The organism is Enterobacter vonholyi (assembly GCF_040834095.1).
Classification (GTDB): Bacteria; Pseudomonadota; Gammaproteobacteria; order Enterobacterales; family Enterobacteriaceae; genus Enterobacter; species Enterobacter vonholyi.
In genome coordinates, this window is the sequence record NZ_CP162152.1 from 3,597,841 (window position 1) to 3,619,167 (window position 21,327).

General features: G+C 55.9%; 15 protein-coding genes. 3 read left to right on the forward strand and 12 right to left on the reverse strand.

The genetic code is table 11. The features are described 5' to 3' along the window. Positions 1 to 32: 32 nt before the first annotated feature. From recD to rppH, 12 genes are all read right to left on the reverse strand, one after another. Positions 33 to 1,853, reverse strand: coding sequence for an exodeoxyribonuclease V subunit alpha (recD, locus tag AB3N39_RS16875; protein WP_367896911.1), 1,821 nt, complete (start codon positions 1,851 to 1,853; stop codon positions 33 to 35). Beyond that, positions 1,850 to 5,392, reverse strand: a complete 3,543-nt coding sequence (recB, locus tag AB3N39_RS16880; RefSeq protein ID WP_325814274.1) for an exodeoxyribonuclease V subunit beta — start codon at positions 5,390 to 5,392, stop codon at positions 1,850 to 1,852. The genes recD and recB overlap by 4 nt, the downstream gene beginning before the upstream one ends. After that, entirely contained in the window at positions 5,389 to 8,271 is a 2,883-nt protein-coding gene (gene ptrA, locus AB3N39_RS16885) for a pitrilysin (protein WP_136195114.1), read from the reverse strand. The genes recB and ptrA overlap by 4 nt, the downstream gene beginning before the upstream one ends. A gap of 139 nt (positions 8,272 to 8,410) precedes the next feature. Beyond that, on the reverse strand, positions 8,411 to 11,785 hold the full coding sequence (gene recC / locus AB3N39_RS16890; RefSeq protein ID WP_143345477.1) for an exodeoxyribonuclease V subunit gamma: 3,375 nt from the start codon (positions 11,783 to 11,785) through the stop codon (positions 8,411 to 8,413). A 12-nt stretch (positions 11,786 to 11,797) separates the two neighbouring features. Then, entirely contained in the window at positions 11,798 to 12,121 is a 324-nt protein-coding gene (locus AB3N39_RS16895; protein ID WP_133295081.1) for a prepilin-type N-terminal cleavage/methylation domain-containing protein, read from the reverse strand. Further along, the gene (locus AB3N39_RS16900) at positions 12,106 to 12,507 is read right to left on the reverse strand and encodes a DUF2509 family protein (RefSeq protein WP_127732206.1); all 402 of its coding nucleotides are present in this window, start codon (positions 12,505 to 12,507) and stop codon (positions 12,106 to 12,108) included. The genes AB3N39_RS16895 and AB3N39_RS16900 overlap by 16 nt, the downstream gene beginning before the upstream one ends. After that, on the reverse strand, positions 12,504 to 13,064 hold the full coding sequence (locus AB3N39_RS16905; protein WP_127732208.1) for a prepilin peptidase-dependent protein: 561 nt from the start codon (positions 13,062 to 13,064) through the stop codon (positions 12,504 to 12,506). Before AB3N39_RS16905 ends, AB3N39_RS16900 begins: the two co-directional genes overlap by 4 nt. Beyond that, positions 13,055 to 13,519, reverse strand: a complete 465-nt coding sequence (locus tag AB3N39_RS16910; RefSeq protein WP_127732830.1) for a prepilin peptidase-dependent protein — start codon at positions 13,517 to 13,519, stop codon at positions 13,055 to 13,057. The genes AB3N39_RS16905 and AB3N39_RS16910 overlap by 10 nt, the downstream gene beginning before the upstream one ends. Before the next feature lie 184 nt (positions 13,520 to 13,703). After that, on the reverse strand, positions 13,704 to 14,498 hold the full coding sequence (gene thyA, locus AB3N39_RS16915; protein WP_111966081.1) for a thymidylate synthase: 795 nt from the start codon (positions 14,496 to 14,498) through the stop codon (positions 13,704 to 13,706). 6 nt (positions 14,499 to 14,504) lie between these two features. Then, positions 14,505 to 15,380, reverse strand: coding sequence for a prolipoprotein diacylglyceryl transferase (gene lgt / locus AB3N39_RS16920; protein ID WP_127732210.1), 876 nt, complete (start codon positions 15,378 to 15,380; stop codon positions 14,505 to 14,507). Between the two features lie 193 nt (positions 15,381 to 15,573). Then, complete coding sequence (gene ptsP / locus AB3N39_RS16925) at positions 15,574 to 17,820, reverse strand: phosphoenolpyruvate--protein phosphotransferase (protein ID WP_111966082.1); 2,247 nt, start codon at positions 17,818 to 17,820, stop codon at positions 15,574 to 15,576. Between the two features lie 12 nt (positions 17,821 to 17,832). After that, positions 17,833 to 18,363, reverse strand: coding sequence for an RNA pyrophosphohydrolase (rppH, locus tag AB3N39_RS16930; protein ID WP_013098553.1), 531 nt, complete (start codon positions 18,361 to 18,363; stop codon positions 17,833 to 17,835). Positions 18,364 to 19,046: 683 nt separating this feature from the next. On the opposite strand from rppH, the gene mutH reads away from it, so the two are divergent. The 3 genes from mutH to AB3N39_RS16945 all read left to right on the forward strand — a co-directional run bounded on the left by mutH (position 19,047) and on the right by AB3N39_RS16945 (position 21,258). Next, the gene (gene mutH / locus AB3N39_RS16935; protein WP_133295084.1) at positions 19,047 to 19,739 is read left to right on the forward strand and encodes a DNA mismatch repair endonuclease MutH; all 693 of its coding nucleotides are present in this window, start codon (positions 19,047 to 19,049) and stop codon (positions 19,737 to 19,739) included. Positions 19,740 to 19,867: 128 nt separating this feature from the next. Next, positions 19,868 to 20,086, forward strand: a complete 219-nt coding sequence (locus AB3N39_RS16940; RefSeq protein ID WP_008499668.1) for a YgdI/YgdR family lipoprotein — start codon at positions 19,868 to 19,870, stop codon at positions 20,084 to 20,086. Between the two features lie 131 nt (positions 20,087 to 20,217). Further along, positions 20,218 to 21,258: an NADP(H)-dependent aldo-keto reductase gene (locus AB3N39_RS16945; RefSeq protein ID WP_133295085.1), complete on the forward strand. Its 1,041-nt coding sequence runs from the start codon at positions 20,218 to 20,220 to the stop codon at positions 21,256 to 21,258. Positions 21,259 to 21,327: the final 69 nt, after the last annotated feature.

Here is a 21,327-nt window from a genome sequence, read left to right on the forward strand (position 1 = left end):
CTAGGCCCTCACCGTCCGGCGAGGGCTTTCGTTCAGAGGGACTCAAATATCGCGCTCAGCCCGCTTCGGCGTTCCGTACGGGTGGCGATCGCCTTCACCAGCACCCGTTCATCGGCATAAAGCGACAGGCGCTGACGCGCGCGCGTAATGGCGGTATAGATCAGCTCGCGGGTAATAACGGGTGAAAGCTGCGTAGGCAGGATCAGCGCCGCATGGTTAAATTCGGAGCCCTGAGATTTATGCACCGTCATCGCCCAGGCGGTTTCATGCTCGGGTAAACGGCTGGGCTGGAAGGACTTCACGCTCCCGTCCGGCATCTGGAACCAGACGCGTAGTCCCTGACCGCAGTCGAGCGCAATCCCGATATCCCCGTTAAACAACCCCAGCGCGCTGTCGTTACGGGAGATCATCACCGGTCGCCCTTCATACCAGCGCGAATGCGGGGTACGGTTAATTTTGCGTTTTTGCGCCAGCAGCTGTTCCAGCCTGTCGTTGAGACCCCGGACGCCAAAGGGGCCTTCCCTCAGCGCACAGAGCAGCTGGTATTCGCCAAACGCGGCAATGATCTGCTCAGGCGCACTTTGCTGTTGTACGCTTGTCAGAAAGTGCTGATACCCCTGCAGAGCGTCGTCCAGCATCGCCTGATACTCTTCCCCGTTTTGCAGCGATTTTTTCTCAATATCCGTAAAGGTTCCGGCAAACACCGCTGAGGTGGCGTGTCTGTCTCCCCGGTTTACGGCCGCCGCAAGCTGGCCGATGCCGGAATCGCTGCCGAAACGGTAGCTTTTCTGCAGCAGACACAGGCTGTCGCGCAACGCCCCTGCAAGCGAGTGGCTTTCAGAGGTGAGCGTACATCCGGTGAGACGCGCTAACTCCTGAGCGCGTTCAGCGGTATATCCCAGACTGGCATAGGTGCAAATATCGCCCAGCACAGCCCCCGCCTCTACGGAGGCAAGCTGGTCACGATCGCCGAGGAAAATGACGCGCGCGTGCGGCGGTAGCGCATCAATCAAACGCGACATCATCGTCAGATCAATCATTGAGGCTTCATCCACCACCAGCACATCCAGGTGCAGCGGGTTACCGGCATGGTAGCGCAAACGCTGGCTGCCAGGCTGTGCGCCAAGCAAACGGTGCAGCGTGCTGGCTTCATTGGGAAAAAGCGCAAGCTGCTCCCCGGTAAGCGGCAGCTTTTGCAGCGCGCCGCCTAACGACTCCGTCAGACGCGCAGCGGCTTTACCGGTGGGGGCCGCCAGGCGAATACGGCACTTTTGCTCCCCCGATAACTGAATCAGCGCGGCGAGCAGTTTTGCCACGGTGGTCGTTTTCCCGGTGCCCGGACCGCCAGAAATGACCGAGATCCGACGCGTTAACGCCACGGCAGCTGCCACTTTCTGCCAGTCTGTCGCATCGTCAGATATAAACAGCGTATCCAGCGTTTGCCGGAGCTGCGTTTCATCGCAGGGAAGCGAGGCGTTGCTCTCACTGAAGAAGCGCGCCACCGTCAGTTCGTTACGCCACAGACGGTTAAGATACAAACGTTCGCCGACAAGGATCATCGGCGTCCCGGTATCGGCTCCGCTTACGGCAGGCGAGCCGAGTAATATCTCCTGCCAGTCCACGGCGTCACCGATCTGCGCGAAACACGCCTGTAAAGCTGGCGGCATTTTCTCATCCACCGCCAGACGCGACAGCGGCAGGCACACGTGCCCTTCCCCCGCGTCTTTGCTAAGAATGGCTGCGGCAAGCATGACGGCAGGCTCCTCACCTGCCACCATCATGGCAAACTGCACGTCCAGGTGGCGCAGTAATCGTTGTTCAACTGCGTCCAGCAGTAGCGCCTGCATCGTCATGCCACCTCCTCCGTGCTCGCAGCAAACAGGTTATCCATTTTTTCAATCAGTTCCTCAGCCGGACGCGTGCTAAAGATGCCGGAACGCGGGTCGTTAGCATCCACGCCGCGCAGGAACAGGTAAATCACGCCGCCAAAATGCGCTTCGTAACGGTAATTGGCCATGCGATGGCGCAGATAACGGTGCAGCGCCAGGGTGTAAAGCTGGTACTGCAGATCGTAGCGATGCAGTTGCATTGCCGACGCCATCGCCTGTTGGGTATAGGCTTCGCTGCTGTCACCGAGCCAGTTCGATTTGTAATCCAGCAGGTAGTAGCGTCCTTCGTGGCGGAAAACCAGGTCGATAAAGCCTTTGAGCATCCCCTGCACCTGGCGGAAATTCAGCGGCGGGCATCCGGCAGATAGCGGATCGTACTCGCGGATCAGCGCATCAAGCGCCTCGGCCCTGAGCGGGCTGGCGATGGGGAGATAAAACTCCATCTCCACCTGCTTATCTTTGGCGGTCAACTGATTCAGCGAAATCCCCTGCGTCGTGAGCGGCGCGTGCAGAACCGCGCGGATCCAGTCGGTGAGAACCGGCTGCCACTGTGCGTCGTAACCACCGCTCTGTAACATCTTCAGCACCCACTCTTCGGAAACCGGCTGGGTGAAATCCAGCTCTTCAAACAGGCTGTGCAAAAACGTGCCCGGCGAAGCGCCGCGAGGGAACTGGTGCGGCGTCAGCACAGGCTCAGCCGGCACGCTACCGGCGCCTGCGGCATCCACGTCCAGTTTTGGCATCAGATCCTGCGCAATACTCTGCCCGTGCTGCTGTAAGCCGGAGTAGCTGGTAACGCGCCAGTCGTCGGCAATGGTACGTACCACCTGACGGGCATGGAGATCTGACTCGTGCGGATCCGGCATGTGCCAGCGGCTGTTATCGGGCAGCGATGGAATATGCAGGGCAACATGCTCAGTGCAAAGCGATTCGATGCACTGGCGCAGGCCCGCCGCGTCTTTGGGCTCACCCTGTTGAATAAGCCGCCCCAGCGCGCTCAGATGAAAATCGCTCTCCCCGGTCTTTTCGCCACGGCGACGGAACAGCGGCGCAACGCCCAGGCTGCAGTGCCATACCGAACGGGTCAGCGCCACGTAAAGCAGGCGCAGGTCTTCCGCCAGACGCTCGGCTTCGGCCAGCTCAACGCTGGACTCCGCGTTGCTGAGATCGAGCACCGCCTCGAACGACTCGCGATCGTGGTAAAAAGCCTGATCCTGCACGCGGTAATTGGCGATAAACGGCAGCCAGACCAGCGGATATTCCAGGCCTTTCGACTTGTGAATGGTGACGATCTGCACCAGATGTTTATCACTCTCGAGGCGCATCTGCTGGCTGGATGAATTGCTGTTCGGATCGGCAATCTGCTGCGCCAGCCAGCGCACCAGGGCGTGCTCGCTCTCAAGCTGCGTACCGGCTTCCTGCAAAAGCTCACTGATGTGCAAAATATCGGTCAAACGACGCTCGCCGCCTGCGGTAGCCAGCATATTCTCCGCAATGTGGCGCTGTGCCATGAGCTCGCGCACCATCGCCATGACTCCACGCTTCTGCCATTTTTCGCGATAGCGCACAAACTCCTCTACCACAGCATCCCACGCGGCTTCGTCATTGTTGAGCGCATCTATATCCCGCACGTTCAGTCCGAGCATCGCGCTGGCTAATGCGCTACGCAATGTACTTTCCCGCTCCGGGGCCAGCACGGCCTGGAGCAGCCATAACATCTCTTGCGCTTCCAGCGTTTCAAAGACGCTGTCACGGTTCGACAGATAGACGGATGGGATATTCAGTAACGTCAGGGCGTCTCGGATTAATGCGGCCTCCTGACGGCTGCGCACCAGCACCGTAATATCCGATGCCTTTACCGGGGTGGGGTTATCCCCCTTCCACAGCAGCGCCTCGCCCCGCGCCCCGGCACTGAGCCAGTCACGGATTTGCGCAGCACAGTGTTGGGCCATGGCATTTTGATAGTCGGCAACGCCGCAGCCTTCCCCATCCAGCAGCCAGAAGTTCATGGCAGGCTGCGTCACGCCGTTAAACTCGAAGCGCAGCGAGGCATTTTTCGGGGCAAATTTTACCGGCTGAAACGGGATCTCCCGAAACATAAACGCCGTATCCATGCGGCTAAAGAGCGCGTTGACGCTTTCCACCATGCCGGGAGAGGAGCGCCAGTTGGTATCGAGCGTGTAGTGTGCGTCAACCTCGCTGCGGGCTTTCATATAGGTGAAAATATCCGCCCCGCGGAAGGCGTAGATGGCCTGTTTTGGATCGCCGATCAACAACAGCGCGGTACCGGGCTGCTGGCGCCAGATACGGCGGAAAATGCGGTACTGCTGAGGGTCGGTGTCCTGAAATTCGTCTATCATCGCAACCGGGAAGCGGGTGCGAATCGCGGCGGCAAGCGCTTCGCCGTTTTCACTGCACAGCGCCGCATCAAGGCGGCTCAGCATATCGTCGAAACCCAGTTCACCCCGGCGGCGTTTCTCGCGCGCCACGGCTTCGCGAATTTCGGTCATGGCGCGAGCGATCATCAGATCGTTGAGCGTAAGGTTATCCGCCAGCAGGGTTTCTATTGCCACAAACAGGGGATGCTCAGGCACAATGCCGTCGGCTTTGGTCCGCTCAGCCAGGAAACGCTGGGAGAATTTCTCCAGCGCGTCCGGGAGCTGATAGCCCCGCGTCTCTTCCTGCGCCCAGGCGCTGATCTTGTCGATCCATTTCCCCTGATTGCCGCGGTTGAACTTGCGACGATCGATGCCGGAATTTTCGATGATGGCGTCAATCTCGCCGACTGACTCCATCCATTTTTGCTTGATGTCCGCAATTTTCGCGATGATTTTTTCATGCCGCGAGGCCAGGGTTTCATCTGCCGGCGGCGGGGATTTGATTACCGGCGCTTCCCCCTGGAGATAACGATCGATCGCGCGCAGCAGCGCCTCCGGGCCTTTCCAGAGCGCGTGTACCGCTTCGGCAATATCACGCTGTAAGGGATAGCAGTGGCGACGCCAGAAATCCGCGCAGGCCTGATAGCGAAGCACGGATTCATCTTCAATGAGCTGCTGTTCGAACAGCATTCCGGACTCGAACGCATTCAGGCTCAGCATACGCTGGCAAAAACCGTGAATGGTAAAGACGGACGCTTCATCCATCTGCCGTTCAGCGAGCAGCAGCCACTGGGCGGCCTGATGCTTATCGGCAATCTCTTCCAGAAGGCTGGCGTAGAGGGGGTTATCCGTGCTCTGACGCAGGCAGGCAATGCGAAGCTCGTGGATATTGGTTCGAATACGGCCCCGCAGCTCCGCGGTAGCGGCCTCGGTGAAGGTGACTACCAGCAGCTCTTCCACGCTCAAAGGGCGTGGAAAAGCTGCGTTGCCGCCAAGCCCTAACAGCAGGCGCAGATAGAGGGCGGCAATGGTGAAGGTTTTTCCCGTTCCCGCTGAGGCTTCAATCAATCGTTCACCCTGCAGAGGTAAACGTAAGGGATCAAGGGACTCAGCGGTATCGGTCATTCTTTCTTACTCCAGGGCATAGATTGCTGCAGCGCGCTGACGCTCTTCCAGACTTTCCAGCCTTTCGGGTTCACGTACTCCGTTTTCCCGTTCTGGCTACCGGAAACCTGAGACAGGATGGTGATTCCCTGCGGCTTAATGACCGCCTGATGGAAGAAGTCGGCAACCTTCTGCGGCGTCAGCTGTTTTATCTCGGCCACTACTTTATCACGCGAATCAAATTTCAGATTACCGCGATCGAAATCTTTGCTCAGCTGAGAGGCTTCTTCACCCAGCGTCTGCGGCGGCTGCATCACCTGCGCGATGACGGCCTGCTGGATCTGAGCAAACTCTTCCGGCTTCATGGCACGCAGTTTTGCTTCCACCTGCGGGAAGAAGGCCTGATAACGCTTCCAGAGATACGCCGGTTGTTTGTCGCTGCTTTGCAGCAGGAAGCCCAGCCCCCACTGACGCCCGACGTTCATGGAGAAGGCAAACACCGCGTAGCCAAGCTGCTCCTCGGTGCGTAACTGGTTATAGAACCACGGCTGAATAATCTGCCCCAGCACGGCACTCTGCGCCGAGCTGGCGAATTCATCATAGCCCGTTGGCACAAATACCGCGGCCAGCGCGGAATCCGTGCTGTTACCCGCCTTTTCAAAAATCACATTTTGCTTTTTCTCAACCAGCACGTCCTGGTTGCGGCACCACTCGTCGCCTTTAGAGCCGAGCTGAGTGCGAACATTCTGCGCCAGGGTTTTAGCCTGCTCCTCACTCATGTTGCCGACAATCAGGAACTCCGGACGCGTATTGGTTTTCAGCGCGTCACGGTACGCCAGCACGTCTTTTAAGGAGATGGAAGGCAGCAGCGCGCGGCGCTCCTCTCGCTGGAAATAAGGAACCTGCGACAGCATTTGCGCCGGCATAAGCGCAAGATCGTAGGCCTTGCCCTTCTCGGCAGAATCCATCATCTGGGCATACCAGGATTTAGCCTGCTCAAGCTGCTCTTCCGTCGGCGTGTAGCTGAAGTAGCCCTCCAGCAAGGCCTGGAACAGCTGAGGCAAGCGCTGGGTATAGCCGTTTGCATTAAGCATCAAACCGTTATTGGCGTTGGTGGAGAAGCTGATCCCGCCCACGGCGGCCTGGTTGCTGAGCTGATCGAGAGCGATACCGGCGAGATAGTCATTGAGTGCGAACATCACCTGATTTTTGGCGCTGTTCATTGCTTTCGGGTTACGCAGCACCACGCTGACATCGGCTTTTGGCTCACTGGCAAAATAGCGGCTTGGAGTATACACAACGCGCAGCGTTGGCTCATCAATGATGAGTTCTGGATGCGGGTAATCTTTCGTCGTTTTGATAAGCGAAAAATCATCCGGAATATAGGGGTTCAGCTCCGGCAGCTTCAACGCAATCTCCCCGGCCTTCTTCTGCCAGTCGGCGAAGGTCTGGGCGCTGATTTTATCCACCTGATAAGGGGCATCGACAAAGTACGCCGTCTTGTTATGCGGTTCGTTCGGGCTGATGTACCAGATGCGGGCATTCTCCGGCGTCATCATCGCCAGGCGGGCTTTTACCGCCCCGGCATCATACTGGTCGGCAATATTTACCGCGTCGAGGGTATGTTCCACCGGCACGCGGATCATGGTATCCGCCAGCCACTCCACATAGTCCATGTCGCGGGTTATGGATGGGTAGCGGAAGTCGAGATCCAGCACGTGCGCGAGTTCATCAAAATAGCGCTTATCGACGCCTCTCTCGCGCAGCAAAGCGAGGTAGCTAAAGATAGCCGCCACGACTTCATCGCGGTTGGCCAGCCCTTTGTCGGTCAGGGTGGCGGAGATCGCCAGTACGCCGCTATTACCGTTCACTACCGGATCGGAATCGGCGCGAATACCTTCCGCCAGCCCCTGCTTTTGCAGCCAGTCAGACAGCGTACCCAGGCTACGGTTACCTATCAGGTAGGTCACCAGCTCATCGGTTTTACTGCGAAACTGAGCCGTGTTGTTATCAATGCGGAATTCGACGCGCAGCACTTTGCGCGGCATGGCAGGAACGTAGTGGATCACGATACCTTTTTGCGCGTCCGTGACCACCGGAACGGTTATTTGCGGCAGGTCGATATTTTTATTCGGCACCCGGCCAAACGTTTTGGCCGCCATGTCTGCCAGCTCAGGCAAAGGTTTATTGCTGTAGATGACCGCTTTCATCAGGTTGGCGGAGTAGTATTTATCGCGAAACGCGTGCAGGGCATCCAGCACCGGGCTATTCGGTTTGTCGCTCAAGGTTTCGAGGTTACCGCCGGAGAAGCGCGAACCCGGGTGCGCCGGGTTGATGGTCTCGGCGCTGACCTGCGCCATGCGCATACCGTCTCGCGTGCGGGCCATGGTCAGCTCGGCATTCACCGCATTGCGTTCACGATCGGCGTATTTTTTATCCAGCAACGGCGCGGCGATGGAATCAGCCAGACGGTCGACTGCCCCTTCCAGCGCATCATTTTCGACTTCGAGATAAAAGGCCGTGCGGTACGGTGCCGTACTGGCATTGTGGCTACCGCCATGCATCTTGAGAAATTCGGACAGGCTATCTGGCTGTGGGTATTTTTTTGACCCCATCAGCGTCATATGTTCCAGATAGTGTGCAAGTCCAGGATGAGCGTCAGGATCTTCCAGCGACCCAACCGGCACCACTAATGCCGACAGGGATTTCACCGCCTGCGGGTCGGAAACCAGCAGCACGGTCATGCCGTTATCAAGACGAATAGCCTGATATTGACGGGTATCTTTTTCGCTCTTACGGATAGTTTCCTGAACGGGTTGCCAACCGGAGTCTGCGTGAGTGACGGGCGCCCAAAGGGCAATAAACAAAACAAACGCTTTAAACAAGGTGCTGCCTGGCATTACGACCTCTTTATCACGGCTACATCATAAACAAACTGCGTGCTGGACACGCCAACATCTCTTTCTTTGGGTACATCAGTCCGTGATAAGAAGTGCATCATAAATGAACACCCTTAGCTGCGCAATTTTTATACAGCACTCAGGACTGATTAAATTTAAACAACGGCAGCAGGTAGCGCTGCGCCTCTTCCGTAATAGCCTCAAAGTACTCTGGCTCAAGCGTTCGCCATAAGCGCTGATACCAGACATCTTCACCTTCGCCACGCACCATCATGTTACCTTCGTAGGCCTGCATAAACTTACTGCGGGCTTTCTGCAGCGAAGCCTCATCCGTTAACATCGCATCATTCTGCGCGTCATAACAGGCTTTTATCCAGGCGCCGCCACTTTCCGGCAGTAGCAGGAGGGGTTTGTTCATTCCCTGGCGGTAGCCATCAATGTACAAAGACAGATACCGTAACGCCTGATCAGACTCCATTGGCGGGAAGCGCCATTCGCCCTCTTTGCGCACGAAAATGCGGCTTTCGCCTTTATGCCCACCCGCACTGTAGACAAGATGTTCCAGCCAGAGTTGCAAACCCTGTGAAACGCTAAGCATTGAAGGCCGCCAGCGAAGCAGCCCATCCTGCTGAACCTGGGTTAACCAGCCCGTGAGCTGTACCCCGTTGCAGTTGAGATCGATTTCAATACTATTCCCTGGCTGTCGGCACGCTCTTACGCGCTCTGCCAGGGCGGTCATCTCCTGACACTGCGCCTCCCAGACGATCTCCCCGAACGCCCCATAAGGCAACTGTCCCGCAGCGCGGTAGCGGCGGTAAAGTTTTTCAGCATCTTCCTCTTCAACCAGCGCATTCAACAGCTGCAGGTTTAACTGGTAGCGCTCCAGACCTTCCAGCGTAAACGGCTCTGCATCAGGAATTTCACTCTCTTCAGAACGGAAATTGACCTGTAGTCGCTGCTGGAAGAAAGCGCGCACAGGATGCGCCCAAAACCGCTGAAGCTGCTCGAAGGTCAGGGTGTCGACAGGGCGAGGGTCGAGTTCCTGAATAAAATCGGTATGCGCATTCCCCTCTTTTTTCGCCGCTGGCAGCCACTCCTGCGCATAGCTCTGGCGCTCGCTGGCCGTATAGTTCACCGGGTCAAACGGCATGCGGCTGTGGAAACAGGTGATATGGTCTTTCACCCTCTTCTCGCTTTCATCGCAGTTGCGCTCTTCATCCCCCGGCAGGTAGTGGCTCTGACCGATATAATCCACCAGTTCCTGCACCAGAACGGAGGGGAAACGCTCGCTGTTGTCCTGAATCGAACGGCCGATATAGCTGATATAAAGCTTACTCTGGGCGGAAATAAGCGCCTCAAGGAAGAGATATCGGTCATCATCACGGCGGCTACGGTCGCCCCGTTTTGGATTTGCGCTCATTAAATCGAACCCCAACGGCGCGAGCGCGCGAGGATAAACGCCGTCGTTCATGCCAAGTAAACAGACCACTTTAAACGGGATTGAACGCATTGGCATCAGGGTGCAAATATTGATGGGGCCTGCCAGGAAACGCTGGCTGATTCGCTCCTGGTCAAGCCGCTGCGTCAACTCATCCCTCAACAGCGACAGCGGAATGGCCTCCTGATAGTGGGAATTGACGCCTTCGTCGATGATAGCCTGCCACTGCGTTTCAATGAGCGCCATCGCCGCTTCGGTGTCATTGTCCGGCAGGAAGAAATCATTAAGCAACGCTCTGCAAACCGGGAGCCATTCTTCAAGTGGACGCGGCTGCAGCAGCTCGTGTCGCCAGCGGTTAAGCTGCATCAGGAGCGATGCTAAATGCCCCACCAGTTCAGCAATTAACCCGCTGGACTCATCGTAAGGCAGCACCTCATTCCACTCGCCCTGACTGCTCTCCATGGCATAGCCCAGCAGCATACGCGTCAGGCCAAATCGCCAGGTGTGCTGCCCGGTTGGAGGAAGTTCGAACTCCTGAACGTTATCGTCATCGATACCCCAGCGAACACCAGACTCATTCACCCACTGGCGAAGGTAGCGAAGCCCCTCTTCATTGATGTTGAAGCGTGCAGACAGAACGGGGACATCCAGTAACGCCAGGACATCTTCGGAGATAAAGCGGCTATCCGGCAGTGAGAGTAAAGTGATAAACGCCTGCAATGCCGGATGCGACTGACGGGCACGACGGTCAGAAATAGCATAAGGAAGATATCGCTCGCCCGTCGCGCTGCCAAAGACGGCCTGAATAAAGGGGCTGTAGCTGTCGATATCCGCCACCATTACCACGATATCGCGTGGCGTCAGTTCGGGATCGTCCTGCAGCATCGCCAGCAGCTGGTCGTGAAGCACTTCGACCTCACGCTGAGGGCTATGGCAAACATGGATCGTGATGCTGCGATCGTCAGCGTCCAGCTTACGCTTGCTGTCGCTGCGTTCGAACTCGTTCGCCGTCACGCCCATGACGGCACGGTTTTCCAGATCCAGAATATCTAACTGAATATTATGCAGCAGGCTGTCCGGAGCGATCTCGACAAAGGCATCCACGTCACCTTCGCCTGAGGAAGTGATGTCTGAAAGCATGTGAATGTAGTCACGCCCCAGCTTCCCCCATGAGGCAAGCAGCGGATTGGGCAGGTTCTGGATACCATCTTCGTCAAAAAGCTGCCCGGCAGTCGAGCCGTCCTTAAACAGCGGGACGGACCGTTCTTCAAAAAGGCGCTTTCGTTGGCGAGTTACCAGACGCGCAAGCCAGCGTTCATCGAGGATATCCCCCCAATACTGTCGGCAAGGGTTGGTGAACAAAATATGAATATCAATATGTTTACCCAGCGCATTCAACGCCTTCAGATAAACAGGCGGTAAAGCGGATATCCCGCAGATAAAAACGCGTGACGGTAGTCTTGCTGGACGCTCTGTCGCATTTTCGAGTATTGAAATAAACCGATCGTACAGGTTGGCACGGTGCCACTTAGGCTGCCCAAGTTTCTCCGTATGTTCTACCAGTGCTTTCCACAGCGGTGCCTGCCATATTTGCGCCTCCGGCAGACCTTCAACCAGCTCGCCCGCTTCCCAACGAATTAACCAGTCAGAACGGTAAACAAGGTATTGGTCGTAGAGATCGGCAGTACGCGACGCCAGCTGGAACAGCTTGCGCTTGTCGGTATCGTCATTGAGGTAGTGGCGCAGCATGGCGAATTCATCATGCTGCAGCATTTCCGGCAGCAGCGCCATGAGCTTCCAGCTCATGGCCTGCTTGTTGAAGGCGCTCTGCTCCGGGATGTCCGGCAACACGCGCACAAACATCTCCCAGATAAAGCTCGCGGGCAGCGGGAAATCAATATTTGCGGCTATGCCAAATTTACGGGAAAGCGACATTTGCAGCCACTGTGCCATACCGGTGCTCTGCACCAGCACCATTTCAGGCTCAAAAGGATCGTCAAGCCGCTCGCGCTCAACGATAAACTCCATCAGCGCTTCCAGCACATCCAGACGATTTGAGTGGTAGACCCTTAACATAGACGCTCCCGACTACTGGCTAACCGGGCAATGCAGACGCGTTAGCTCACCGCGCCGCCCCAGAGGAGAAATAAGTGTAACCGTGATGCTGACACATCCTGCGTGCGTTGTCTGCCCCCGACTGGCCTGCCAGCCTGCAGGGAGAACATTTGTTGAGAGCTGAGACTGATTCCAGGCATGGTGCCAGAGCTGGCGATACTGGTTAAACAGGGTAAACCGCGCCGCCAGCGCCCGGTGATAACCCGACAAAGCCGTCACGACGATCACCAGCAGCATCATCGCCAGCAGGACTTCCACCATGCTAAACCCTTTTTCTTTGCTCACGGCAGCTGGCATAACGCGCTCTCCTTAAGGGGACAAAAATCACTCCAGCCGTGAGGCAAAAAGCGAACTTCCCCGTCGACAATCTCTGCTGCGCGCCAGAGCAGCAGGCCGCTGTCTCCGGCAATCAGTAACGCGCGCCCCTCACTCAGCTGGCGCAAACACACTCGCCACGCAGGTGTCTTTTTGCACTGAATCTGGGGCTCTGACGACCAGCTCTGAACCCGTCCCCACTCAAGCGCTGACTGTACCGTCGCCTGCTGCTGAAGCGAGCGGCTCTCGCCGCCAACGAGCGCGCTAAACGTTATGAGCTGCTGATTGAGACCCGTGAGGATCAGTGTCCCGAGCACCAGTAAAAGCAGAACCAGCGCCAGCGAAGATATGCCGCGTTGACGATTCAAAGGTTGTATCCCGTGACCGTATACAACGCCTGCCAGGGCTCCCCCTTCTCGCCTTTGCGAATCGCCGCCATTTCGATATTCACCTCAGGCGCAAAACCGGCATGCTCCACTGTTCTTACCACAAAATGCGCGATCGTAAGCCTGCTCGGGTCAGTAAGCTTTTCCCATCCTTTTCCTTCACATGAGGTCGCTCCACGCAGGGTTTCCAGCGCCCCCGACTCCAGACGAAAACCGGTGCTGTCATTTTCTGATGCGCTGTTATCCCAGCTGCCGTTACTGTTGGCGTCCGACCGCACAATGACGCAACTTCCAAGCCTCGCGGTCACCAGCGCCTGCCCCTGACAGTTTCCCGCGCAGTACCCCGCACGCTGAAGCTGTTTGCCCACGGAAAACAGATGATGCCAGACCTCTTCCTCTAGTTCTCTCTGGCCGGATTGCACTAAGACCGCTCGCTGCAAGCCGGGTAAAAATCGCGATGCGCTTATCAGCAAAAGGCTGCTAATCGCCGTAGCAATCAGAACTTCAGTCAGCGAGAAACCACGCTGCCTCATCGACATGAACCTCCCCCAGTGACCTTACACATCCTGATGCGTCCTCCATTTGAGACAATAATCAACCACTCTCCTGCACGGCTTTGAACGCGTATCCGCCCTGCCCACGCCGTATCCCTTAATCCATAGAACGCGAGCGACGGCGTTACCTCGCCGATCGCGACTTCAGGCCAGAGTGGTATCAGCACAAAGGGACTGCCCTTCTCACAGCCTTGGGCGGCAGAGCTCACCAGACAGTCCCGGCCTCCCACCCGCTGATGGGTAATTTGATGGTCGCGGTTGTAGCGGTTGGCATGATTGCGTAGAAAAAGCAGGTAATCTCGCACCTGACTGGCGGTTTGCCACAGCCGCTGCTGCCGCTGCCAGCTGTCCCATCCGTACAGCCCTGAGGCGCTAAGAATAACGACAAGCGATATGGCGACCAGCGTTTCGATAAGCGTAAAACCGTTCTCTTTTTTCATACCGGGAGTGTGGCGAAGCACCGTGAACATGACGAGCATCGAAATATCGTTTTACGAGGCGTTATCCGGAGAATTGGAAGAGTTGCAGCGCGTTGCACGCTTTCTGGATAGCGCTTCGGGAAACGAGATATAGGCGAAAAAAAACCGGCGCTAAACAGCACCGGCTGTGTCACGCTTTATCGCATCAGATAGCGACGGGCGCTTTGATGCCCGGATGTGGGTCGTAGCCCTCAATTTCGAAATCATCAAAGCGGTAATCGAAGATTGATGCCGGTTTGCGCTTGATAACCAGCTTCGGCAGCGCACGCGGTTCGCGCGTCAGCTGGAGATGCGTCTGTTCCATATGGTTGCTGTAAAGATGGGTATCCCCTCCGGTCCAGACAAAATCCCCCACTTCCAGATCGCACTGCTGCGCCATCATGTGGACCAACAGCGCATAGCTGGCAATGTTAAACGGCAGGCCGAGGAACACGTCACAGGAGCGCTGGTAGAGCTGGCAGGAGAGCTTCCCATCCGCCACATAGAACTGGAAGAACGCATGGCACGGTGCCAGCGCCATTTTATCCAGCTCGCCGACGTTCCAGGCGGAAACGATGATGCGGCGCGAATCCGGATCGTTTTTCAGCTGGTTCATCACGGTGGTGATCTGGTCAATATGGCGGCCATCAGGCGTTGGCCATGCGCGCCACTGCTTGCCGTAAACCGGGCCCAGGTTGCCATTTTCATCTGCCCATTCGTCCCAGATTGAGACGTTATTTTCGTGCAGATACGCTATGTTGGTATCGCCTTGCAGGAACCAGAGCAGTTCATGAATGATCGAGCGCAGGTGGCAGCGCTTTGTCGTCACCAGAGGGAAGCCTTCTTGCAGGTTGAAGCGCATCTGGTGGCCAAAAATGGAGAGCGTACCGGTGCCGGTGCGGTCGTTTTTCGGCGTGCCCTCGTCGAGCACTTTTTTCATCAATTCAAGATACTGTTTCATGGTTCCTCAGGAAATTTGTTGCTGTGGACGACGACGATACGCCCAAATCATCATAATGGTACCCGCGACAATCATCGGTATGGAGAGGATCTGCCCCATGCTGATGTACTGTACCCATTCGCCGGTAAACTGTGCGTCTGGCTGACGGAAGAACTCGACGATAATACGGAATGCGCCGTAGCCAATAAGGAACAGGCCGGAGACAGCGCCCATCGGACGCGGTTTGCGGATAAACAGGTTGAGAATGATAAACAGCACAACGCCTTCCAGCGCCAGCTCGTACAGCTGAGACATATGGCGCGGCAGAACGCCGTAGGTATCGAAAATGGACTGCCACTCCGGATGTGATGGCAGCAGCGCGATATCTTCCGCGCGGGAGCCCGGGAACAGCATCGTATAAGGCACGCTCGGGTCGACGCGGCCCCACAGCTCACCGTTGATAAAGTTACCCAGACGACCGGCACCCAGACCAAACGGGATCAGCGGCGCGATAAAATCCGAAACCTGGAAGAAGTTGCGTTTGGTGCGTTTGGCAAAAATCACCATCACCAGGATCACCCCAATCAGGCCGCCGTGGAAGGACATGCCGCCGTCCCAGACGCGGAACAGGTAGAGGGGATCGTTCAGGAATACAGGGAAGTTATAGAACAGCACGTACCCAATACGGCCACCGAGGAACACGCCGAGGAAGCCCGCATAGAGCAGGTTTTCAACTTCGTTTTTCGTCCAGCCGCTGCCGGGACGACTGGCGCGACGGCCAGCGAGCCACATGGCAAAAATGAAGCCCACCAGGTACATCAGACCGTACCAGTGAAGCGAAACAGGTCCTACTGAGAAAATGACCGGATCAAATTCCGGAAAATGCAGATAACCACTGTTCATCTGTCACCACAAGATGTTGTTATTCCGCTGAAAGTGGACAGCGGTAGAAATGCGATTCTGCCGTAAGCAGAGGCTCCAAAGTTGCGAATCATAGCATAAGGCGGGCGCGGAGGATGCGCCCGAGATGTAAAAGATGTGTATAGGGTGTTATGCCCGCTGGTGCCCTCTCCCACCGGGAGAGGGAGAAAGACGATTAGCGGCCGCCGCGGATTAGGCCGCCCATACCGCGTCGTTCCATAAACGCCGCGACCTGGTGACGGACCTCAGCAGCCAGCTGCGCCTCAAGGCTGCGTTCTGCGAGTTCGCGAGCATCATTGATGTCGATATGTCGCAGCAGGTATTTCACGCGGGCGACAGCGCGACCGTTCATCGACAGATGGCGGTATCCCAGACCAATCAGGATCGCAACGCACATGGAATCCCCGGCCATTTCACCGCACAGGCGTAAATCAATGCCGTACTGCTCCGCTTCACGGGCAATCATCGCTAACGCGCGAATGATCGCCGGATGCAGGCTGTCGTAGATACTGGCGACGCGGGTATTGTTGCGGTCGACGGCCAGAATATATTGCGTCAGGTCGTTCGTGCCGACAGAGATAAAATCAACACGACTTGCCAGCTGCGGCAGCATAAAGACCATAGACGGCACTTCAAGCATCACGCCGATCCGCGGTTTCGGGATCGCATAGCCGATCATCTCTTCCACTTCACGCCCGGCACGTTCGATCAGCCGCCGCGACTCGTCTATCTCATCAATGCTGGTGACCATCGGCAGCAGGATGCTGAGATTGCCCGTCGCCGCGTTGGCGCGCAGCATCGCGCGCACCTGGATCAGGAAGATCTCCGGCTGATCGAGCGTAATGCGGATCCCACGCCAGCCCAGGCACGGGTTTTCTTCGCTGATCGGCATGTAGGGGAGCTGTTTATCCGCGCCGACATCCAGGGTTCGCAGGGTGACAGGTTTGTCGTTAAACATCTGCAGCATCCCCTGATACTGCGCCACCTGCTCCTCTTCGGAGGGGAAACCGCTCTGCAGCATGAACGGGATTTCAGTACGGTATAGGCCAATGCCGTCGATGCGGCTGCCCAGCTTTTCTTCATGCTCAGGGCTTAAACCGGCGTTGAGCATGACTTTGATACGCTCGCCGCTCTTAAGCTGTGCGGGCAGGTTGACGTCATCTTCCGCCAGCTTGCTTAATTCATTCTCTTCGCTGATAAGACGCTGGTATTCCTGGAGCAGAACCGGCTCAGGATCGACCAGCAGCTCACCGCGATAGCCGTCGACCACCAGCGTACGTCGGTGCAGTACCGACGGCTGAATGTCCGCCCCCATAACGGTAGGGATACCCAGCGCGCGCACCATAATGGCGGCGTGTGAGTTGGCGGCACCATCGCGCACCACGACACCGGCCAGCCTGTCCTGCGGCAGTTCAGCCAGCGTGGTTGCCGACAGTTCATCGGCGACCAGAACAAACCGTTGAGGCCAGGCATTCGGCCCCTGAATGGTGTCATCAAGATGGAACAGCAGACGTTGTCCCAGGGCCCGGAGATCTCCAGCCCGCTCTTTCAGGTAACCGTCGGTCAATGCCGCAAATTGGTCGGCAAATTTCTCGATAACCTTCTTAACGGCCCACTCCGCGACCGAGCCTTTATCCACTTCAGCAAAAAGCTCACGACGCAGACGCGCATCGGAAAGCAGGTGCGAATAGAGGTCGAAAATGGCCGCCGTCTCTTTTTGCGCACCTGCGGCAAAACGCTTGCTGTAACGACGAAATTCATTCGCCGCCTCTTCCAGCGCGGCGGTAAGACGCTCGCGCTCAAGCGCTTCATCAAGCGTTGAGGCTTCGTAAACCTGCTCCATTAACGGCAGCGTGGCGTCCATCCAGCCTTCAGCAATCGCTACGCCTGGCGATGCCGGAAGGGCACGAATGCGCGTATGGCGATACTGGCCAAAGAGCGCGGCAAGCTGAGACTGGGAGAGGATCGCCGCCATCTGCGTGGCCAGCGTGACGAGGAAAGACTCCTCGCTTTCGTCATACTGACGTAGCTCACGCTGCTGGACGACCAGTACGCCGAGCAGCTGGCGACGCTGGATAATCGGTACGCCAAGGAAAGCGCGGAAGCGCTCTTCTTTTACGGAAGGAATGTATTTAAAGCTGGGGTGTTTTTGCGCGTCAGCAAGGTTGATGGGTTCAGCCAGCCGCCCAACCAGACCGACGATACCCTCATCAAATGCGAGCGTTACGGTGCGTCCACGTGGCTTCTTCAAACCACGGGTCGCCATCAGGTAATAGCAGCGCCGATCGTGGTCGGCCAGATACACCGAACAGACCTCGGTCTCCATCGCAAGACAGATGTCGGTGACCAGAATATTCAGCGCCTCGTTCAGACGCGGAGCGCTGGCCACCTTCTCGACTATTTCTCGCAAGCGGGTGAGCATGATTTGCGTAGCTTAACCTCTTTTACGTCGCCAGGCAGGTGCGCTCTGCGGCTTAGGCGGGATCTCCTGAAGCTGCATGACCACACTTGCAAACTCTTTCATCACCCTACGGTAAACATCGCGTTTAAATGACACGACCTGACGAACAGGATACCAATAGCTCACCCAGCGCCAGCCATCGAACTCCGGCGTACTGCTGGTTTGCATATTGATGTCTGAATCGTTGCCCACCAACTGCAACAGAAACCACTTCTGTTTCTGGCCGATACAAACCGGCTTTGTGTCCCAACGCACCAAACGTTTCGGTAACTTGTAACGCAACCAGTTGCGGGTCGAAGCCAGGATGCGAACATCTTTCCGGCTCAAACCGACCTCTTCAAAAAGCTCCCGGTACATCGCTTGTTCTGGGGACTCTCCCGGATTGATCCCGCCTTGCGGGAACTGCCAGGAGTGCTGACCATATCGCCGGGCCCACATTACCTGGCCCTGACGATTACAAATTACTATTCCTACGTTCGGGCGGTAGCCATCGTCATCAATCACCGGACTACCCCAAACTAAACCTTATATATGAATGATTGTTTCACACTACAGGGAGGCGGTAAACCACTCTCTTACAGGGCTGCAGCCTAATAACATTTGAATAACTCACAAATAAGTGCTGAGTTATAAACAGATGAGAGCCATTAAAAGGAATTTTATTCACCTTTTCTGTGGATATAGTTGTGAAGAAGTGTCTAATTACCAATGAACAACCTCAAACAATGCCGTCCCCCCTTTTTTAGCTTAATTCAATAATGCAATTATTTTCATATAGTTAAATGTATTTCCATGAACACAAAACAGAATAGCGTGACGATCGTCACGTCAGGGATCATCGTGCTGATGAAAGATCGAACAGCGTCGGTTTTATCCACAGATTGTGCCAATAAGTTAGTCACAATTTGTTTGAAATTTCGATTTTCCACGCACGTCAAGGCTGTAAATTGAAACAGTAGTCAGGGTTATGCCCAGTTATCCCATTTTTCTGTGGATAACATGGTGTAAGATCCTGTTCATTGTCAGTGACCAGATTTGAACAACCCGTTTTCCGACTCTGGTGAAACGATTTCAAACCAGTAAAAAAACATATAAATCATGCACATGGAATATTCGTACAGAAATAGTTAAACTCTATCCACAGGGGACAATTTCTTCGTTTATTTTTTAATCAAAAGGTTACCATCATGCATCCGCTTACACCCTTGCTCTCACCGCCGTCCAGCGAGGGCCAGTTGCTACAGCAGGCACAGCGTCTTGCAGGCTTTTCGCTTGGCGAGCTGGCGGCAATAGCAGGGCTTAAGATCCCGAAGGATCTTAAGCGGGATAAAGGCTGGATCGGCATGCTGCTTGAACTATGGCTGGGTGCCAGCGCAGGGAGCAAACCTGAGCAGGATTTTGCTGCACTTGGCGTGGAGTTAAAAACTATCCCTGTAGACAGCCAGGGCAAGCCGCTTGAGACCACCTTTGTCTGCGTTGCGCCATTAACCGGCAATACCGGCGTGACGTGGGAAACCAGTCACGTTCGCCACAAGCTGAAGCGCGTATTATGGGTACCGGTTGAAGGTGAGCGTCAGATCCCCCTGGCTGACCGTCGCGTTGGCGCACCGCTGCTCTGGAGCCCGGACGAGGATGAAGAGCATCAGCTGCGCCTGGACTGGGAAGAGCTGATGGACATGATTGTGCTTGGGCAGGTAGAGCGCATCACCGCCCGACACGGAGAAGTGTTACAGCTGCGTCCGAAAGCGGCCAACAGTAAAGCACTTACCGAGGCAATCGGCGCGCAGGGTGAACCGATACTGACGTTGCCGCGCGGTTTTTATCTCAAAAAGAATTTCACCGGCGCACTCCTGGCACGTCATTTCCTGTTAAAAACATAGTTTTTTACTTATTTTGCGAGCTCTCAAACATAATCGACTGCTTTTTAAGATTTTACCGCTTCCTCAAGTCGCCTTATCGGGTTAATACTAGATTATGATTTGATACAAGCCAGATGAGGACGATAACGATGAAAAAATGGGCAGTATTAGTGTCAGCAGTCGGTTTAGCGTTTGCCGTATCGGGCTGTAGCAGCGATTACGTCATGGCGACAAAAGATGGTCGAATGATCCTGACCGATGGCAAACCCGAAGTCGACGATGATACCGGTCTGGTCAGCTACCGCGACCAGGAAGGCAATAAAATGCAGATCAATCGCGACGAAGTATCGCAAATTATCGAGCGATAATCAGAGAGAGGTCAGTCGCTTGCTGGCCTTTTTGATTTTTTTCTTCCCCTTTTGCTTCCCCTCTGCCATGTTTATATTCCTTTGTCGGGCACGCCCTGACGCGGTCTATAAGTCTACTGAGGAAGCCGGCTATGCATTATCACCGTATCCCCCACAGCGCTCTGGAAATAAGCCAACTGGGGTTGGGCACGATGACATTTGGTGAACAAAACAGCGAAGCCGATGCCCATGCACAACTCGATTACGCCGTCAGCCAGGGCATTAACCTGATTGATGTTGCAGAGATGTACCCAGTTCCGCCACGCCCTGAAACGCAGGGACTTACCGAAACCTACGTCGGTAACTGGTTGGCAAAGCGCGGCAACCGTGAAAAGCTGGTGATTGCCTCAAAAGTCAGTGGCCCCGCGCGCAATAACGATACCGGGATCCGTCCGAACCAGATCCTCGATCGCAAGAATATCCGCGCCGCTCTGGATGCCAGCCTGAAGCGCCTGCAAACCGACTATCTCGACCTCTACCAGGTGCACTGGCCTCAGCGACCAACCAATTGCTTTGGCAAGCTCGGATACAGCTGGAATGAGAGCGCCCCCGCCGTGACGCTGCTGGAAACGCTGGAAGCGCTGACCGAGTGCCAGCGCGCGGGAAAAATCCGCTACATTGGCGTATCTAACGAAACGGCCTTTGGGGTCATGCGCTATCTACACCTGGCGGATAAGCACGATCTTCCGCGTATTGTGACTATCCAGAACCCGTACAGCTTGCTTAACCGCAGCTATGAGGTGGGTCTGGCCGAAGTGACGCAGTATGAAGAAGTGGAACTGCTCGCCTATTCCTGTCTCGGCTTCGGCACGCTGACGGGGAAATACCTGAACGGCGCGAAGCCGGCGGGGGCGCGAAACACCCTCTTTAGCCGCTTCACCCGCTACAGCGGTGAGCAGACGCAGAAAGCCGTTGCTGCCTATGTGAATATCGCAAAGCGTCACGGTCTTGACCCTGCACAGATGGCGCTGGCCTTCGTGCGTCGTCAGCCGTTTGTTGCCAGCACCCTGCTGGGCGCGACCACGATGGAACAGCTGAAAACCAATATTGAGAGTTTCCACCTGAACCTGAGTGAAGACGTGTTAGCAGAGATTGAAGCGGTGCATCAGGTATACACTTACCCGGCACCGTAATAAAAGTAAAACGGCAACGCAGGTTGCCGTTTTAGGGGTTGCCCCCTCTCCCTGCGGGAGAGGTCGGGG

Excerpts from the sequence above, each read along its gene's own strand:
- recD (WP_367896911.1), bottom strand. The coding sequence starts at position 1,853 with ATGACGATGCAGGCGCTACTGCTGGACGCAGTTGAACAACGATTACTG.
- recB (WP_325814274.1), bottom strand. The coding sequence starts at position 5,392 with ATGACCGATACCGCTGAGTCCCTTGATCCCTTACGTTTACCTCTGCAG.
- ptrA (WP_136195114.1), bottom strand. The coding sequence starts at position 8,271 with ATGCCAGGCAGCACCTTGTTTAAAGCGTTTGTTTTGTTTATTGCCCTT.
- recC (WP_143345477.1), bottom strand. The coding sequence starts at position 11,785 with ATGTTAAGGGTCTACCACTCAAATCGTCTGGATGTGCTGGAAGCGCTG.
- AB3N39_RS16895 (WP_133295081.1), bottom strand. The coding sequence starts at position 12,121 with ATGCCAGCTGCCGTGAGCAAAGAAAAAGGGTTTAGCATGGTGGAAGTC.
- AB3N39_RS16905 (WP_127732208.1), bottom strand. The coding sequence starts at position 13,064 with ATGTCGATGAGGCAGCGTGGTTTCTCGCTGACTGAAGTTCTGATTGCT.
- AB3N39_RS16910 (WP_127732830.1), bottom strand. The coding sequence starts at position 13,519 with ATGAAAAAAGAGAACGGTTTTACGCTTATCGAAACGCTGGTCGCCATA.
- thyA (WP_111966081.1), bottom strand. The coding sequence starts at position 14,498 with ATGAAACAGTATCTTGAATTGATGAAAAAAGTGCTCGACGAGGGCACG.
- lgt (WP_127732210.1), bottom strand. The coding sequence starts at position 15,380 with ATGAACAGTGGTTATCTGCATTTTCCGGAATTTGATCCGGTCATTTTC.
- ptsP (WP_111966082.1), bottom strand. The coding sequence starts at position 17,820 with ATGCTCACCCGCTTGCGAGAAATAGTCGAGAAGGTGGCCAGCGCTCCG.
- mutH (WP_133295084.1), top strand. The coding sequence starts at position 19,047 with ATGCATCCGCTTACACCCTTGCTCTCACCGCCGTCCAGCGAGGGCCAG.
- AB3N39_RS16940 (WP_008499668.1), top strand. The coding sequence starts at position 19,868 with ATGAAAAAATGGGCAGTATTAGTGTCAGCAGTCGGTTTAGCGTTTGCC.
- AB3N39_RS16945 (WP_133295085.1), top strand. The coding sequence starts at position 20,218 with ATGCATTATCACCGTATCCCCCACAGCGCTCTGGAAATAAGCCAACTG.